Raw genomic sequence first — 15,143 nt, forward strand, 5'->3', positions numbered from 1 at the left:
CCTCCGGTGGCGCGGCGCCGATTCATCATCTCTCGCAAGGCTCCCATCTGGGGTAACGTCCCTGCCAGGCAGCGCGTAGTCACCATGTCGACCCAACCTTCCATAATCGCCAGCAGGGTTTCCAGGCTTTGTTTCGCGGCGGTTTGGTTATTGGTCTGGCTGGGAGTCAGCACGCCTTGCGCGATGAGTTTGTGCAGGGCGTCTTGATCCATCGGGTTCAGACCCTGCATGGCCGACTCCATCGCCTGCAAATCGAAGCTGATGTCCCGGGCGTAGTCCTCAATCGCCTTGGTGACATGCATCCGCAGCCACGGCACGGCGTGATAAAGCCGCACGTAGGCGGCCTCGCGAGTCGCCAGGAAAGTCAACACCGGCTCGACATCCAGGCTGATGTCGGCAGCGAACTTTTCCACGTTTTCTAGCACTATCGCCGCTTGGTTCGCCTCTCCAATCGGCAGTCCGATGTCGGTCGAGCCGAAACTCTCGGCCGCCAAGGTCCCCCAAGCTTGGCCAAACTGCAGCCCGAACAGGTTGGAACTCAAAACCCCCAGCAAGGAATCCAGGTTCAGCGACGCCGGGTCGCCGTCCTTAGAAAACAACCCCATCAGATTTTGCAGTTCGGGCGGGCCGGAAGAAATCTCGACGTGCAGGTCGCCGTCCGCTATATGCGCAGACAGCGCCTGTTTCATTGACTCAGACGTTTTGGCAGCCACCGGGGTAACCAAGATTTTCCAGACTTCAGACGAGGCGTCTAGCCACTTCGGCGCAGATAGGGCGGTATAGCTGGCGGGCGGCGGGGTGAGCGAGGTGACCGGGTCAAGGCGCAAGTTCGCTTCAGACAAAACTTGACGCACCCGGTCGGCGTCTGCGGCGGTCACTACCTGGGTTGCTCCACCCAGACGCCCCAAGGCAGTCATACGCGCCAAGTCCCAGTTCACCGGCTCATCGGAACTGGACAGCAAGGACTGCAGCGGGAAAGCAAAAACCCCTTCCCCGCCGGAAAACGCCGAGAATGGGGTGCCGGAACGGAGCTTTTCCTCCATCTCGCGGGCTTTTTCCTCGCCAAAGACCTGGCGCAGCATCTCAGCCCAGTCAGGCATCTCACTTTCATCCATGAGACTATAGTAACCGTGATGAACACCGATGCGCTGAATAAGGGAACGGATACGCCTGTACCCGAAGTTTCGCTGACGCCCGAATCTGGAACTGATACACCGCCGGAATCCCCTGCTGACGCACCCACTCGTACCCGCTCCCGATGGTCTTTGAGCCGCTGGGTCCTGAGCTTTGCCCTCATCGTCCTGGGGGTGTATTTCCTGTTCATCTATTCCTACCCCGTGGTCATCAACTATCCGGGACCGACCTTTGACGTGCTGGGTAAGGACTCTAAGCAAACCCCCCTCATCGAAGTGAAAGGCGCGAAAACCTATCCGGACAACAACGGGCAGCTGCGCATGACTACGGTGTCTTCCCTGGGCGGACCGGGCTCAATGGTCAGCGGTTGGGACCTGATTGTGGCGGTGTTTAGCCCAAATACCACCATCTTGCCCGAGGACATGGTCTATCCCCGCAACGTCTCCAGCAAAGACATTAAGAAACTCGGCGTACAACAGATGGATCAATCCCAGCTCTCCGCTGAGGCGGTGGCGTTGGAAACCTTGGGTTATGACGTCAATATCACCTGGTCTGTCGCCGAGATTGCCAAAGGCTCGCCCGCGGCCGGCATTTTGCGTAAGAAAGACGTGGTGCAAACCATTTCCCGACCCGGGCAAACCCCGGTGAGTGTCCACACTGTTGAGGACTTGCGCAAATTCTTGAAGGGGGTGCCGGGCGGCGACACTGTTGAACTCGGTATCATCCGCAACGGCGCAGCCCAGACGGTGAGTATGAAAACTGCTCCGGTAAAGTTAGCGAAAGGCAAAACCGGGAAAGGCTCGCAGCTCAGCATCTATTTGGCTTCTGACGTGGACGTCCCCCTCGACATCACTTTTCACCTTAAAGACGTGGGCGGTCCCTCCGCAGGCACCATGTTCGCCCTGGGTATAGTGGAGCAGCTCACCCCCGAACACTTGACCGGAAAATCGGTCATTGCCGGAACCGGAACTATTGACCTGGCCGGCAAAGTCGGCCCTATCAGCGGAATTGAGCAAAAGATGGCGGGGGCGAAAGCTGACGGAGCCAAGTTTTTCCTAGCTCCGGCAGAAAACTGCAACGAAGTTGTGGGCAACATCCCGAAAGGGTTGCGGGTCGCGAAAATCGCGACGTTTTCCGAGGCGCTGGACACCGTGCAAAAGATTCGCGACGGAAAGATCTCTGACCTGCCCCAATGCGCCCTCCCGACCCAGAAATAATAGACTGAGAATATGACAGAAAAGATTGAGCGAGCGGACGGCCGTCGGGCGGACCAGCTCCGCGAAGTGACTTTACACATGGATTGGGTCAGCGCCCCAGAAGGCTGCGTGTTAGTGTCTTGCGGGAACACCCGAGTGCTGTGTTCGGCCAGCCTGACAGAGGGGGTTCCCCGGTGGCGCAAGGACTCCGGCTTGGGATGGGTCACGGCTGAGTACGCCATGTTGCCCCGCGCGACCGATACCCGCAATACCCGCGAGTCCGTGAAAGGAAAAATCAGCGGGCGTACCTCAGAGATTTCCCGGCTCATTGGACGGGCACTGCGCGCCTCAGTGGATTACGCCGCGCTAGGTGAAAACACGATTGCGATAGACTGCGACGTTTTGCAGGCCGATGGGGGCACTCGCACCGCCTCGATTACCGGGGCTTGGATTGCGCTTCAACGCGCTATCGCCGTGGGTAAGGACAACGGTTTCATTCCTGGCAATCCCACGCGCGACTCGGTTTGTGCCATTTCGGTAGGCATCATTGATTCCACTCCCCGCCTGGATTTGCCCTACGAGGAAGATTCTCGTGCCGAAACAGACATGAACGTGGTGATGACCGGCTCAGGAAGTCTGGTGGAGGTGCAGGGAACCGCGGAAGGCGCACCGTTTAGCCGCGCCGAGCTGGACGCTTTGCTGGACCTGGCTCAGGCCGGGTGCCGCGATTTGACTCGGCTGCAGCGCGCGGCGGTAGACAGTGCGCCCGGAGCGGTGTTGACACTAAAAGATGGAGTAATTGCGTGAGTATTTTGACTTCTGTACCGGATTTGCGTGATAAGGACGCTCAGAAACTGGAACTGCCGCCGGAGGCGCAGGTGGTGATGGCGACGGGCAATGCCCACAAGGTTCAGGAAGTTGAAGAGATTTTGCGTCCCTTGGTGCCGAGCCTGCGTCCGGGAGGGATTGTCGCCGCGGGCACGTTGGGGGCTCCTGAGCCTCGCGAGGACGGTACCTCGTTTTCCGCTAACGCCCTGATTAAGGCGCGCGCCCTGGCCAATCTGGTGGACGTACCGATTCTGGCTGACGATTCCGGTTTGAGCGTAGACATTTTGGGCGGCGCCCCCGGAATTTTCTCGGCTCGATGGTGCGGACATCACGGGGATGACCGGGCCAACCTGGAACTTTTGTTGAACCAGCTGCAGGACATGGACGATTCCTACCGCACGGCGGCTTTCATCTGTGCCGCGGTGCTGCTGGTCCCGGGAGGCGGAACATACCTGGGAAACGGGGTTATGGGCGGACGCCTGGTGAGAGAGCCGAAAGGCAAAAACGGTTTCGGATACGACCCGATTTTTATCGCGGACGGCCAAAAGGTCACCAATGGTGAACTCAGCAATGACGCCAAGAACGCGATTTCGCACCGCGCCAAAGCTTTCATTCAGATAGCTCCGCAGCTCGAAGCCATACTGGGGATTCGCACCCGGCTCACCCGGTAACAGCGCCGCTCGAATGGGCGCCGGGCACGAAAGTCGGTAACGAAAAGCACCCCAATTGTCCTGACAAAGTCTGAAAGTAGCCTGTGAGGACAGCGAATTTTTCTTTGATTTTTCCTCGAAGTCTGGCCTTTAGCGGGGCGAGATGGCACAATAATTAGTGAGGGCAAAGGATTGCCCTCGCGGAGTCGTTTAAACTTCGCCAGAGTTTCAGGAGGAAATTATGCTTTCGACTGATGTAATCGGGGCTCTAAACCCCGCATTGACAAATCAGGCTTTCACGCGTCCTGCCCCGGAGCCGAGCGCGAAAGCAGACAAGCCGGAGCCCATCTCGAATACCTCGAAAACCGAGGCCGCGGCTACTGGCACTCACGGTGCGTTGAACGGCAATGTTGCCGAGTTCAAGCCCGTTGTTGGCCCCTCGCAACCGACCCACGCGGATTTGCCCCACACCTACAAGTCATCGAATTCACACCTCGATGTCATGCTGTGACGGTTATCCGAGTTACTAAGGAAAGGATGGAGCCATGAACCCGATTTCAGGTGCTGCGCCGATTATGGACGCAGAAACGATGAAAGCCCTGATGATTAACGCGGTCGCCGCTCAGACAGCCACCGCGACGAAAGCTGCTACGGCAGCCGCGGCGCTAAAGGTCATGAACCCGCAAGGCGGCCTCGACGTTTACGCCTAAGGGCCAGTAATTTGATTCTCACACGCGCTCTACCGCAGTGACCTCCGGTCCCAAGAATCTGCGAGCCAGCCGCGTGAAGGTTTGCGTGTCCCCCGTTGCCAGGAACTGGTAGCGGGGGTTCGGCGTGCCCGCGCGGTCCCCCGTATTCAACCAGTCCTTGTCCAACAGCTGACGATAGACGTCGTGGGCGGTTTCTTCCGCCGAGGAAACCAGGGTCACCTCCGGACCCATAACGTAGCTGATGACACCGGAGAGCAGCGGATAGTGGGTGCAACCCAACACCAGGGTGTCCACCCCGTCTGCACGTACCGGTTCCAGGTATTCCCGCGCCACCGCCAACAGTTCCGGCCCCGAGGTGATACCGCGTTCCACAAAGTCCACGAATGCCGGGCAAGCTTTCGCGCTGACCTGCACTTGTTGGTAAGCATGCAGGGCGCGCTGATAGGTTTCGGTTTCAATAGTGGTGTGGGTGGCGATGACCCCGATATGTCCGTTTCGCGTGGCAGAAACGGCGCGATGCACGGCGGGCGAGATAACCTCCAGGACGGGAATCCCCAGGGCATCATACTTTGAACGCGCCGCAAACACCGCCGTTGCCGACGCCGTGTTACAGGCGATGACCAGCATCTTTACTCCGCGCTCCACCAGTTTGTCCATTACGTTCAAGGACAGTTCCTTGACTTTCTCGACAGGTTTGGTGCCGTAAGGGCTGTTGGCGGTATCCCCGATATAAATCACAGATTCTCCGGGCAACTGGTCGATGATGGAACGAGCCACGGTCAGCCCGCCCAGCCCGGAATCAAAAATCCCAATGGGTGCGTTATTCACTCTCAAATCCTTCGCGTTTCAGCCATCCACAGCCAGCATCAGCGTTTCTAGCCACCATGACAAAGCATTATAGATGCTGGCGATGGTGATTTCGTAAGCCGTGTAAACTCCGGCCTCCGGGTCGGACTCGGCCATCATCTCGACCTCTTCGGCTCTGGTGTCGTTATCGATGTCCAAGGACCACCCCAGCGCCAGTCGCGCATCGTTGATGGCAGTGACCCACACTTTCAACGTCTGTGGTTTCACCACCACGGCACCGTTGCCGTTCGCGGCCCACCGCAGGCTATCGGCGACGACTCGCATGGAGGCGGCCTTTTTCGCCGCCAAGTCCGGGGTGGTCAAGGCGCGCAGTTCCGCCGCCTCTTCCGGGTCTTGGCTCATCGGGCGCAAAATCGCTGCAATGTAGGGGTTCGCCGGGCACGGACGCGGCCCCAGGGGGTCAAAATCCAGCGCCGCCAAGGTTTGGTCGTCGGTCACGCCCCGGGAGTTCGGTTCAAAGCCGGTATTTCCTCGCTGGACGGGTTCAGAAGTGTGTTCGCGGGGCTGTTCAGGGTCGGTTTCCGCCTCCGAGTCCTCGCCCTCGCTGTGCATCTCACGGCGGGCAGTGATGGAAGAAACCGTGTCCACCCCCAACAGCTTCTCAAACATGAGGGTGTGTTCTTTCGGGGAGTTCGGATCGAGGTCCACCCCCATCATGTCCAGGACGTCGCGTTTTTCTTCGGCCTCCATGGCATCAGCCAGTTCCTCGAAAATCCCCGCCAGCAAGACCGCCTCATGCGGCTCAACCCTGCTGAACCACCCTTCTGAAGGCGCGCTCAGCGCTGCAAATGCATGCATCGTGTCCGGCTCCCCTCAATCGGCTTCCTGTTCGAGCGTCGCCCACAGTCCGTATTCGCTCATCGCCAACACGTCGGCCTCCATCTGTTCACGAGTTCCGGCGCTAACTACCGCCCGACCGTTAAAGTGAACTTCTTTCATCAGCCGCTCAGCGCGCTCGTGAGAGTACCCGAAATAGGTCTTAAACACCCACGTCACATAGCTCATCAGGTTCACGGCGTCGTTCCACACCACCGTGTTCCACTGGCCGGGAAGTACCCGGTCCAGCTGGGCGACCGGAGACGGAGCATACTCGGTACCGGGTTCGACAAAACTCACGTTTTAAGGTTAAAGGTTTTCCACCTGGCGCGCAGGATTACCGCGCCTCGAAGCAAAAAGCAGGGGTCTATCCTAGAGCACCAGCAAACCGACCAGACCGGCCAGGAGCAGCACCACCAGGAGGGCGACAACGACCCTGGTCACCCGGCCGCTGCCGAGCTTGTGCGCATTAGAAACGCGGGGAACTACGTTTTTACGAGAAGCGTTGCTCATAGCTTTATGTTACCGGCTCGCGCCGCGCCGCCGCGCCGAGACGAACCGGATTTGGCTGAACCCCACTCATGCGGCAGGCAAACGCGCTGAGGGACGGGGAGCATTCGAGCGAAAACGGAAAAGCCGGCGGGCGCGACTATAGTTATACCTATGAATACGCGCGAAACGACTTCCTTGCTGACCGATATGTATGAGCTGACCATGGTTGACTCCGCTTTGGAACACGGGATGGGCCAGCGCCAATGCGTGTTCGAGATTTTCACCCGGCGTTTTCCCGCCTCCCGGCGGTTCCTGGTGATGGCCGGAGTCGCGCGGATTTTGGAGGGGCTCAAGCGATTTCGTTTTGACGACTCCCAGCTAAAGTACCTGTCGGATCACAAAATCGTCGGGCCGAATACAATCAAGTTCCTGGAGAATTACGAGTTTTCCGGCGACATTTTCGGCTATCCCGAGGGCGAAGTTTTCATGGTCAACTCGCCGATTTTGACGGTGCGCGGAACTTTTGCCGAAGCCTGCCTGTTGGAGACCTACCTGCTGTCGATTTTGAACTTCGACTGCGCGGTGGCGTCAGCAGCGTCCCGCATGACCATCGCCGCTCACGGTCGGCCCTGTCTGGATATGGGGGCGCGCCGGGTGCATGAGCGGGCAGCTGTTTCCGCGGCTCGTGCCGCGCAAATCGGCGGTTTCCAAGGCACGTCTGTTTTGGAAGCCGGCAAGCGTTACGGGATTCGCGCTATCGGCACCGCCGCCCACGCCTTTACCCTGCTGTTCGAGGACGAAGAAGCCGCTTTCACCGCTCAGATTGAGTCGATGGGGCCGGACACAACGCTGCTGGTAGACACGTACGACGTGACCGCAGCGGTCGAAAAAGCGGTGCGGATTGCCCGAGCCGCCGGCGGGGAACTGGGCGCGGTCCGTTTGGATTCGGGTGACCTGGTGGCGGGCGCTTTCAAGGTCCGCCAGCAGCTGGACGACTTGGGGGCGACTTCCACCAAGATTACGGTGACAAACGACCTGGACGAATACGCTATTGCCGGTTTGGGGGCGGCGCCGGTCGATTCCTACGGGGTGGGCACTCGACTGGTGACCGGTTCGGGGATTCCCACCGCCTCCCTGGTTTACAAGCTGGTCGCCCGCGAGGACGCGAACGGAAACCTGGAACCGGTAGCGAAACGCTCGGTTGAGAAATCGACTCGGGGCGGACTGAAGTGGGCGGGACGCGCTATTGAGGATCACACCGCCACGACTGAACTGCTGGTCACGGCCCCGAACCGAGAGGCCGCCACGGAATACTTCGCCAGCCGCGAGGCCCGCCCACTGCAACAGGACTTCGTGGTCGGCGGGACTATTGACAAAACTTGGATGGGCCCCGAGGCCCTGCAGCGCGCCCAGCAGCGCCACATCGAAAGCCGTAACGAGCTGCCTTATCAGGCGTGGCGCCTGAGCGAGGGCGAAGTGGCTATCCCCACGGAATACGTAGATCTCTAACTGTCAGAGCCGCCAAAGAAAGGCCAGCCGGGTTGGCCGTTGTGGTCCCCGTTCATGGATTTCATGATTTCTTTGCACGCCGGGCAAATCGGGAAATTCTTGGGGTCACGCATCGGCACCCAGACTTTGCCGCACAGGGCGATGACGGCCTGGCCGGTCACCGCCGAGGCAGTAATCCGGTCTTTGCGCACGTAGTGGGCGTAACGTTCGTTGTCACCAGGGTTGCGTTTCAGCTCGGTTTCGGTGCGTTCCAGCACCGCCGTGCCGCCTTGAGTCAGGGGTTGGCCCGCAGTTGTTTCGCTCATGCCACCATTGTAACCGCCCTGGCAAGCCTGAGCTGTTGCGGGGAGCGGACCGACCCGAGTCACCGCGCTAAAAACAAAGCCGGCCGCCACTGGGGCGGCCGCTTTGTACGAGATGAGTCGATTACTTGTTGGACACAGCCTTCTTAAGGGTGGAGCCAGCAGAAATCTTAACGCCGTAACCAGCGGGGATCTTGATTTCTTCGCCGGTGCGGGGGTTGCGGCCGGTGCGGGCGGCACGAGACACGCGCTCCACGTTCATCAGACCGGTTACCTTGACAGTTTCGCCCTTCTTAAGGGAGTCAATCAGGATTTCCTGGAAGGCGGACAGAGCACCGTCAGCTTCGGTCTTGGACAGGCCGGCCTTCTTAGCAATCTCAGCAACAAGTTCAGTACGATTCACAGACATGTGATTCCTTTCGGATAGATCGTCGATTTCACTTTGGTGAAATCCTCCATTAGAGACTACGCAAATTTAGCGCATTTGTCAGCGAGTTAGCAAACAATTCGCGAATTTTCCGCGGTTTTTTCCGCTTCAAATTCACTTATTTCACACCGGTCACAAAAGTACCACGTTTTTTGCCTCGACCACACTGCACAAGGTCGGGTCGGCACCGCACACCTCCCCTACAGCATTTCGCGGCGCAACTGCTCGGGGTCACGCGGGGACAAGTCGCTGAGGGTCACGTCCAGCATGGTAAACGCCCCGGTTTCACCCCGCGCGGCTTTCCGGGTGCACGCCCGCGCGGCCGCCACCAGCACGGAGCCGGTGAACTCGGGGTTGGAGTCAAGTTCTAGGTGAAATGTTAGGGATTGGCGTACCTGCGGCGAGGTCGTACCGGTGCGAATAACCTGACCGGCGTGGGGCATTCCGCTGTGGTTTTGCGCCATTTCCGCCGCGGTGATGAAAGTCACGGTCGTGTCATAGTCGGCGAAATAGTTAGGCATGGCTTTGATTTCCGCTTCGATTCGGGCCCTATCCGCCCCAGGCGCGGCCACCACGAAACATTCGCGGGTGTGCATCTGGCGAGCGCTGAGTTCCCCGGCACGCCCCGCCTGCACCGCCGCCACAGTTTCGGGAACCGGAACGGTGTATTGGCGCGCATCCACTACCCCATCCAGACGACGAATCGCGTCGGAGTGCCCTTGTGACACCCCGCGCCCCCAAAACGTAGTGGTGCGCCCTTGTGGCAAAACGGCGTCGCCCAGCACGCGCAACATGGAAAACAGCCCCGGATCCCAGCCGCAGCTGATGATGGCGCAGTGTCCCGCGGCCTGGGCCGCCGCCTCAATGCGGGAAAAATATTCGGGAATGCGCGCGTGGGTGTCAAAGGAATCCACGGTGTGAAACCACTGGCTGGTCGCGACTCCCTGTTCCATCAAGTCCGTGGCCGAACCGCCGCAGTTGATGCAAACATCGATGTCGTCGGCGTAATCGGGCATCTCATTCACACTGGCCACCGGCGCGCCGAAGGTATTCACCGACTGGGGATCACGGCGGGTAAACACCGCCGCCAGCTCCAGGTCCGGGGCGAGCTCCAGAGCTTTTTCGACACCGCGTCCCAAATTTCCATAACCGTTAATTGCTACGCGCTGCATTGATTTACCTAACTTTCAGAAACAATTTTTCGATTATCCTACAAATCGGGCATATTCCCTGCAAGCTGGCGTATCAATACGTGACACGCCGCCCGCCGCACTGGGCTAGTGCGCCCATCCACGCCGCGACCATACCGGTACCGCCCCCGACCCCCCACGTCCCTCGACTAAACCCCTCCACACCTTGGCGAAATCCAAAATACGGTCTTTGCGGGTTTGGAATGTAAGATTTTCTGCGGAGATAGCTCCGGTCCGGTTTCGTGACCCGAAACGGCGCCGACTGCCCCCCTCCGAAAACCGAGAGAACAAAAAGGAAGATTATTTTGGTTGATGTCAGTGTGGTCCCCGAGCAAAGAGCTTCGTGGTCAGGAAAACTAGGTTTCGTCCTCGCGGCAGCCGGTTCGGCGGTCGGACTGGGCACGATCTGGCGTTTCCCGTACCTGGCGGCGCACTACGGCGGGGGCACGTTTATCTTCGTGTTCTTTATCTTTATGCTGACCCTGGGCGTATCGCTGCTGGTCTTAGAGATTTCACTAGGACGGAAAACGGGTGAATCCATCATCGTGGCGTTCACGTCTTTCGGTAAAAAGTATCGTTTCATCGGCGTGTTTATCGCCGCGGTTCCTTTCGTCATCGCCTCGTTTTACGGCGTGGTCGGCGGCTGGGTCACCCGCTATATGTTCGCCTATGCGGCCGGCATGACGAAAGAGCTGGCTGACGGGGGCGAAAACTTCGGGGCGTTCATCTCTGACGCTCCCCAGTCCGTGGCGTTCATGTTGCTGTTCGGGGCCATTACGTTCATCATCGTGGCGCTGGGGGTCAACGGCGGGGTGGAACGAGCCAACCTGATTATGATGCCGGCGCTGATTCTGGTTTCGCTGTTGATTGGTATCTTTACTTTGACCCAGCCCGGCGCGCTGGAGGGTCTGAAATACTTTGTGGTCCCCGATTTTTCCAAGTTTTCACTAGAGTTGCTCATCGCCGCCCTGGGTCAGACGTTCTTTGGTCTGTCGCTGGCCGCGGCGACGATGGTCACTTACGGGTCTTACATGAAAAAGGACGTCTCGATTACGTCCTCGGCTTTCCAAACGACCGCCACCACGCTGGGAATCAGCCTGTTGGCGGGGCTGATGATTATCCCCGCCACGTTCGCGACCTTGGGTTCCGCTGACGAGGTGGCCAAGAATTCGGGGCCGTCCCTGATGTTCTTGGTTATTCCCAAGGTGTTTGAAAAGTTTGGTGGCATCGCCACCGTCATCGGTTTCGTGTTTTTCCTGCTGGTCATGTTCGCGGCCCTGACCAGCATGATTTCCCTGGTCGAGGCCTGCGTGTCCATTCTGCAAGACACGTTGGAATGGAAACGGCGCCAGGCGCTGTTGGTCACCGTCATCGTGCTCAGCGCCACGGGAGTCATCGTGACCTTGGGGTACAGCTCGCTGTCGTTCATTCAGCCGCTCGGAGCCGGTTCGACCATACTGGACCTCTTGGACTTCCTGACCAGCTCGGTTATGATGCCGCTGGGCGGGTTGCTGATGTGCCTGTTCTTTGGCTGGATACGCCAGCCCAAAGTCCTCATCGACGAGGTGTGTCTGTCTGGTGAGTTCAAAAGCGCCGGGCTGTGGAGCGTGATGATTAAATTCATCGCTCCCATTCTGTTGGTGGCCATCTTTATCACCAGCGTGTTGAAAACGTTTGGCGTCATCAGTTTCTAAATATAGTTTTGCCTCCGGCGAGTCACTCACCGGAGGCAAGAACTTTTATAGCTCCACCAGTTTGCGCCGCTGCAGCCGCAGGGTCACGTCGGCGTTGCGGGCCAGCTCTTTCGAGTGAGTCACCACGATGACGCACTTGTCCTCCTCGTGAGCGGCCTTTTGCAGAATCTCGGTCACTCCCGCGGCGGTCGTCTCGTCCAGGTTGCCGGTCGGTTCGTCAGCCAAAATGACCGGCGCTTGTGACACGAGGGCGCGCCCGATGGCGACCCGCTGTTGCTGGCCGCCGGAAAGCAACAGGACATTGCGTTTCGCCTCTTTCGCGTCCAACCCCAGCTTTTCCAACATCTCCGTGCTGGCTTTCGAGTTGACCAGGCGCAGGTTCTCTAACGGAGTCAGGTAGTCGATAAGGTTGTAGTTTTGAAACACCAGGGAAATCTGGTGCTTGCGATGGTAGGAATAGCCCTTTTTCGCGATGTCCTCGCCGTCGAAACGGACCGTGCCCGCGGTCGGGGCGTCGAGTCCGGCCAGTAAACTCAACATCGTGGATTTGCCGGCCCCGGAGGCTCCCAGAATGGCATAGAACTTGCCTTTCTCAAACTCATAGTTGACGTTATCCAGGACTTTCGCCCCCGCCCCTTTGTAGGTGTAATCGATTTGATCCAACTGTAAAATGCTCATTTTTTCTCCTTAACTCAGCTTGGAAAGAATAGTTTTCGGGGTTTGACGCATGATGGGGAACAGCGCCAGCCCCAGCGCGATGATGATGACCAGGAAACCCAGTCCCAGGGACATCGCATTCCCCGCGATTCCGTTGGCGGGTGTTAGTGCCGCTAACGTCTCATTTCCGGCTTTGGCCAGCACCAGCTGACCCAAACTGTTTGACAGCAACCGTCCCAGAATGACTGCCAGCACGGCGCCGATAGCCCCAAACAGGACCGCCTCCAGGAGGAACTGTAGCCCGACCTCCAGTTTCGTCTTGCCCAGGGACAGCAAGATACCAATCTCGGGCAGTCGCGAGCGCACCCAGAATGTCGCAACCAGCGCCAATACCAAGGCTCCGGCCAGGCAGAATCCCCACAGCAGCATTCCCAGCATCTGGTCGACCCCGGAAATGGCTTGGAGGACATCGGCGAACTGCGCCGAGTTGTTTTCTAGGCTCAGCTTGGGAGCCGTGGCCTGGGCCGCTTTCAGGACTTTCGGCAGCTGGTCGGCCCGTTCGGTGAAGTACCGGGCCGTGCTGACCTGACCGCCGAGCTTTTGCAGGGCGTCAAGGTTTGTGAACACCTGGTTTTCCGAGTTCCCCGAGGGCATGCCGGTAGGGTTTTCGGCTTTCCCGGAATAAATCCCCCCGATTTTTAGCCGCACCACGGTGTTTTCGTGACGCAGTTCCAGGGTGTCTCCCAGGTGCAGGGAATTTTTCTGGGCAAAGTCGCGGTGAATCATCGCCTCGACACCAGGTTTACCGATGTGAGAGCCCTGTTCCAGGGTATAGATTTTCCCCAAGAACTCCGGGTTCAGCGACGAATCGCTGGTGCCTTTGATTCCCAGCAAATCCCCGCCGAACTCGGGATCCAACTGAATCCCCCCGGCGGCACTGACCAGTGTCGCGTTCTCCGGTTTTGCCCACGCCTCGCCCTCAAAAGCGTGGCGTTTCACCCCTGGCAGGTCCGCCAGTTGTTTCCGGGTCTGGTCGGGTAGCTGACCGGTTTGGCTGGTGGCGGTGAACCCCGCCAAAACGTTGGAACTAATGGCATCACGCACACTCAACATGGTGGACTTCACCCCGGACTGGGCCACCAGGGCGGTAAACACCAAGGTGATAATCGCCACCATCAGCAGGCTGCGCCGCGGTCGACGGACGACCGAACGCCAAGATCGTGACCACACCCCGTTCATTTGTTATCCACCAACAGGGCGCGCGGGCTCTTGCGCAACATCGGCACGGAGGCGATGACCACGACTATCGCAATCAGCACCAGCACCATGACCGCAACCTGAGTAGCAGAGGCCAGGCTCAGGTCAACAGTGAGTTTCTCTAAGGTCTTCATAGACGCCGAAGATTCCATATCCGCCCCAAACTGGCCGGCTTTCGCCATTTCTTGGGCGGCTTGGTGGTTGACCGAGGACAGCACGGAGGTGCCCATGCCCTGCGCCAGCATTCCCGCCCCGAAGAAAGACAGGACGAAAGCGGGGACGGCGATAAAGATCAGCTCCAGGCCGTACTGCGCCATAATGCTCGCTTTCGTCACCCCCATTGACAGCAGGGTTCCTGTCTCTTTCTTGCGTTCGTTGAGCCACAGGCACAACACCAGCGCCAAAATGGCTCCGGCCAGCACAAAGGTCGCAATCGTGGTGGTGCTCATGACGCTGCGGACCCCGTCAATCGCGCCGGTGATGCCCGAGAGGTACTGGGTCGAGCGGCTCAGCTGGTAGCTGCGCCAATCGATGTCTTTGGCGGCGGCGGCTTTCACCACGTCGTCAAAGTTGGCGCCCTTTTTCACAAAGAAGTTCGCGTCTTGATAGATTTCGGTCGCGGGCGTGACGTTGTACAGGGTCCGGGTCGTGTCCAGGTCGGTGAACACGGTGTTAGAGAACAGTTCGTTGCGCGATACCGCTCGGTCGGCGTTTGAACCGGACACAAGTCCGACGATTTCGGTGGTGACTTCATTAGTCGAGTGGTTTTGGTTATCGGCGTCATAAGGGTTGCCCTTGAGTTTCAGTTTGCTGCCGATAGTCAGGTGATTGGCTTTCGCCAAGTCCTCGTTGATGATGGATTTATTTTTGTCCTGGGCGGTCAGGTGACGGCCCGCCACCAGCTTCAACGCCCCGGAGCGGAAGTTATTGTCCATCTTGGTGTTGTTGACTCCCCACACGTTCACGGCGTTGCCGAACTGGGCTTCTTTCGTTTCGTCATAGTCTTGACGGTCGAGCTTTTGGGCTTTCGCCTCCACCAGGTCAGCGGTGACGTTCTGGCGGGCGACGTAGTTCTCTACCCCGTCCAGCTCGGCAAGTTTTTTAATGTCCGCGGGCTTCACGTTCCCCGCACCTCGCGGGGTGCCCGTGTTGAACTGGGTATTGTTCCCCAGCACAAAACCCTGTCCGGTTTTCGCATCGATTTCCGCCGCGGTGGCGTCAGTAGCGCGGGACACCGCGTTAGCGGACATCAGCACCGTAGACATCGCCAGGAATATAGCGAAAATGATGATGGTTTTGATTCGTTTCCGGGCGACGTATCGCCAGGATCTTCCTACGAACGACAATAGATTCCCTCCTGTCGTGGTGTTTAGCGTAAGCTCAGTGGTTTTCTTTGCTCAGTAAGCATAAGCGA

At 58.6% G+C, this 15,143-nt stretch carries 18 protein-coding genes; 7 read left to right on the forward strand and 11 right to left on the reverse strand.

What is annotated here, in order from left to right; translation table 11 throughout:
* The coding region (locus Q0X47_RS01345) for a zinc-dependent metalloprotease (protein WP_297721900.1) at positions 1–1,115 on the reverse strand (1,115 nt) is incomplete at its 3' end.
* Between the two features lie 18 nt (positions 1,116–1,133).
* Here Q0X47_RS01345 and Q0X47_RS01350 point away from each other — a divergent pair.
* The 5 genes from Q0X47_RS01350 to Q0X47_RS01370 all read left to right on the forward strand — a co-directional run bounded on the left by Q0X47_RS01350 (position 1,134) and on the right by Q0X47_RS01370 (position 4,518).
* Positions 1,134–2,351, forward strand: coding sequence for a PDZ domain-containing protein (locus Q0X47_RS01350; RefSeq protein WP_297721903.1), 1,218 nt, complete (start codon positions 1,134–1,136; stop codon positions 2,349–2,351).
* Between the two features lie 12 nt (positions 2,352–2,363).
* Positions 2,364–3,137 (forward strand): ribonuclease PH, encoded by a 774-nt coding sequence (gene rph / locus Q0X47_RS01355; RefSeq protein WP_297721906.1) that lies wholly within the window; start codon positions 2,364–2,366, stop codon positions 3,135–3,137.
* The gene (gene rdgB, locus Q0X47_RS01360) at positions 3,134–3,829 is read left to right on the forward strand and encodes an RdgB/HAM1 family non-canonical purine NTP pyrophosphatase (RefSeq protein WP_297721910.1); all 696 of its coding nucleotides are present in this window, start codon (positions 3,134–3,136) and stop codon (positions 3,827–3,829) included. The genes rph and rdgB overlap by 4 nt, the downstream gene beginning before the upstream one ends.
* Before the next feature lie 220 nt (positions 3,830–4,049).
* Positions 4,050–4,319, forward strand: a complete 270-nt coding sequence (locus Q0X47_RS01365; RefSeq protein ID WP_297721913.1) for a hypothetical protein — start codon at positions 4,050–4,052, stop codon at positions 4,317–4,319.
* Between the two features lie 34 nt (positions 4,320–4,353).
* On the forward strand, positions 4,354–4,518 hold the full coding sequence (locus Q0X47_RS01370) for a hypothetical protein (RefSeq protein WP_296178977.1): 165 nt from the start codon (positions 4,354–4,356) through the stop codon (positions 4,516–4,518).
* Between the two features lie 18 nt (positions 4,519–4,536).
* Here Q0X47_RS01370 and murI read toward each other — a convergent pair whose 3' ends face one another.
* The 4 genes from murI to Q0X47_RS01390 form a co-directional block, all read right to left on the reverse strand.
* The gene (murI, locus tag Q0X47_RS01375) at positions 4,537–5,346 is read right to left on the reverse strand and encodes a glutamate racemase (RefSeq protein ID WP_297721916.1); all 810 of its coding nucleotides are present in this window, start codon (positions 5,344–5,346) and stop codon (positions 4,537–4,539) included.
* Between the two features lie 18 nt (positions 5,347–5,364).
* On the reverse strand, positions 5,365–6,183 hold the full coding sequence (locus Q0X47_RS01380; protein WP_297721919.1) for a DUF2017 family protein: 819 nt from the start codon (positions 6,181–6,183) through the stop codon (positions 5,365–5,367).
* Positions 6,184–6,198: 15 nt separating this feature from the next.
* The gene (clpS, locus tag Q0X47_RS01385) at positions 6,199–6,501 is read right to left on the reverse strand and encodes an ATP-dependent Clp protease adapter ClpS (RefSeq protein ID WP_297721922.1); all 303 of its coding nucleotides are present in this window, start codon (positions 6,499–6,501) and stop codon (positions 6,199–6,201) included.
* A 72-nt stretch (positions 6,502–6,573) separates the two neighbouring features.
* Entirely contained in the window at positions 6,574–6,714 is a 141-nt protein-coding gene (locus tag Q0X47_RS01390) for a hypothetical protein (RefSeq protein ID WP_297721924.1), read from the reverse strand.
* A 150-nt stretch (positions 6,715–6,864) separates the two neighbouring features.
* On the opposite strand from Q0X47_RS01390, the gene Q0X47_RS01395 reads away from it, so the two are divergent.
* A complete protein-coding gene (locus tag Q0X47_RS01395; protein WP_297721926.1) occupies positions 6,865–8,202 on the forward strand; it encodes a nicotinate phosphoribosyltransferase in 1,338 nt (445 codons plus the stop codon).
* Here Q0X47_RS01395 and Q0X47_RS01400 read toward each other — a convergent pair.
* The 3 genes from Q0X47_RS01400 to Q0X47_RS01410 all read right to left on the reverse strand — a co-directional run bounded on the left by Q0X47_RS01400 (position 8,199) and on the right by Q0X47_RS01410 (position 10,103).
* On the reverse strand, positions 8,199–8,507 hold the full coding sequence (locus Q0X47_RS01400) for a DUF3039 domain-containing protein (RefSeq protein ID WP_282921877.1): 309 nt from the start codon (positions 8,505–8,507) through the stop codon (positions 8,199–8,201). The genes Q0X47_RS01395 and Q0X47_RS01400 overlap by 4 nt on opposite strands.
* A 121-nt stretch (positions 8,508–8,628) precedes the next feature.
* Positions 8,629–8,913, reverse strand: coding sequence for an HU family DNA-binding protein (locus Q0X47_RS01405; RefSeq protein ID WP_004008105.1), 285 nt, complete (start codon positions 8,911–8,913; stop codon positions 8,629–8,631).
* 218 nt (positions 8,914–9,131) lie between these two features.
* Positions 9,132–10,103 carry a diaminopimelate dehydrogenase gene (locus Q0X47_RS01410; protein ID WP_297721929.1) on the reverse strand — a complete coding sequence of 324 codons (972 nt, stop codon included), beginning with the start codon at positions 10,101–10,103 and terminating at the stop codon, positions 9,132–9,134.
* A gap of 323 nt (positions 10,104–10,426) precedes the next feature.
* On the opposite strand from Q0X47_RS01410, the gene Q0X47_RS01415 reads away from it, so the two are divergent.
* Positions 10,427–11,815 carry a sodium-dependent transporter gene (locus tag Q0X47_RS01415; protein WP_297721932.1) on the forward strand — a complete coding sequence of 463 codons (1,389 nt, stop codon included), beginning with the start codon at positions 10,427–10,429 and terminating at the stop codon, positions 11,813–11,815.
* Between the two features lie 45 nt (positions 11,816–11,860).
* Here Q0X47_RS01415 and Q0X47_RS01420 read toward each other — a convergent pair whose 3' ends face one another.
* Genes Q0X47_RS01420 through Q0X47_RS01430 form a run of 3 tightly spaced genes read right to left on the reverse strand, consistent with a single transcriptional unit; the run spans position 11,861 to position 14,994 of the window.
* A complete protein-coding gene (locus Q0X47_RS01420; protein ID WP_296178986.1) occupies positions 11,861–12,493 on the reverse strand; it encodes an ABC transporter ATP-binding protein in 633 nt (210 codons plus the stop codon).
* Positions 12,494–12,502: 9 nt separating this feature from the next.
* On the reverse strand, positions 12,503–13,711 hold the full coding sequence (locus Q0X47_RS01425) for an ABC transporter permease (RefSeq protein ID WP_297721936.1): 1,209 nt from the start codon (positions 13,709–13,711) through the stop codon (positions 12,503–12,505).
* Positions 13,708–14,994, reverse strand: a complete 1,287-nt coding sequence (locus Q0X47_RS01430; protein ID WP_297721940.1) for an ABC transporter permease — start codon at positions 14,992–14,994, stop codon at positions 13,708–13,710. The genes Q0X47_RS01425 and Q0X47_RS01430 overlap by 4 nt, the downstream gene beginning before the upstream one ends.
* Positions 14,995–15,143 lie beyond the last annotated feature (149 nt).

It is taken from the genome of uncultured Mobiluncus sp. (assembly GCF_947254095.1).
In the GTDB taxonomy this organism is placed as follows: domain Bacteria; phylum Actinomycetota; class Actinomycetes; order Actinomycetales; family Actinomycetaceae; genus Mobiluncus.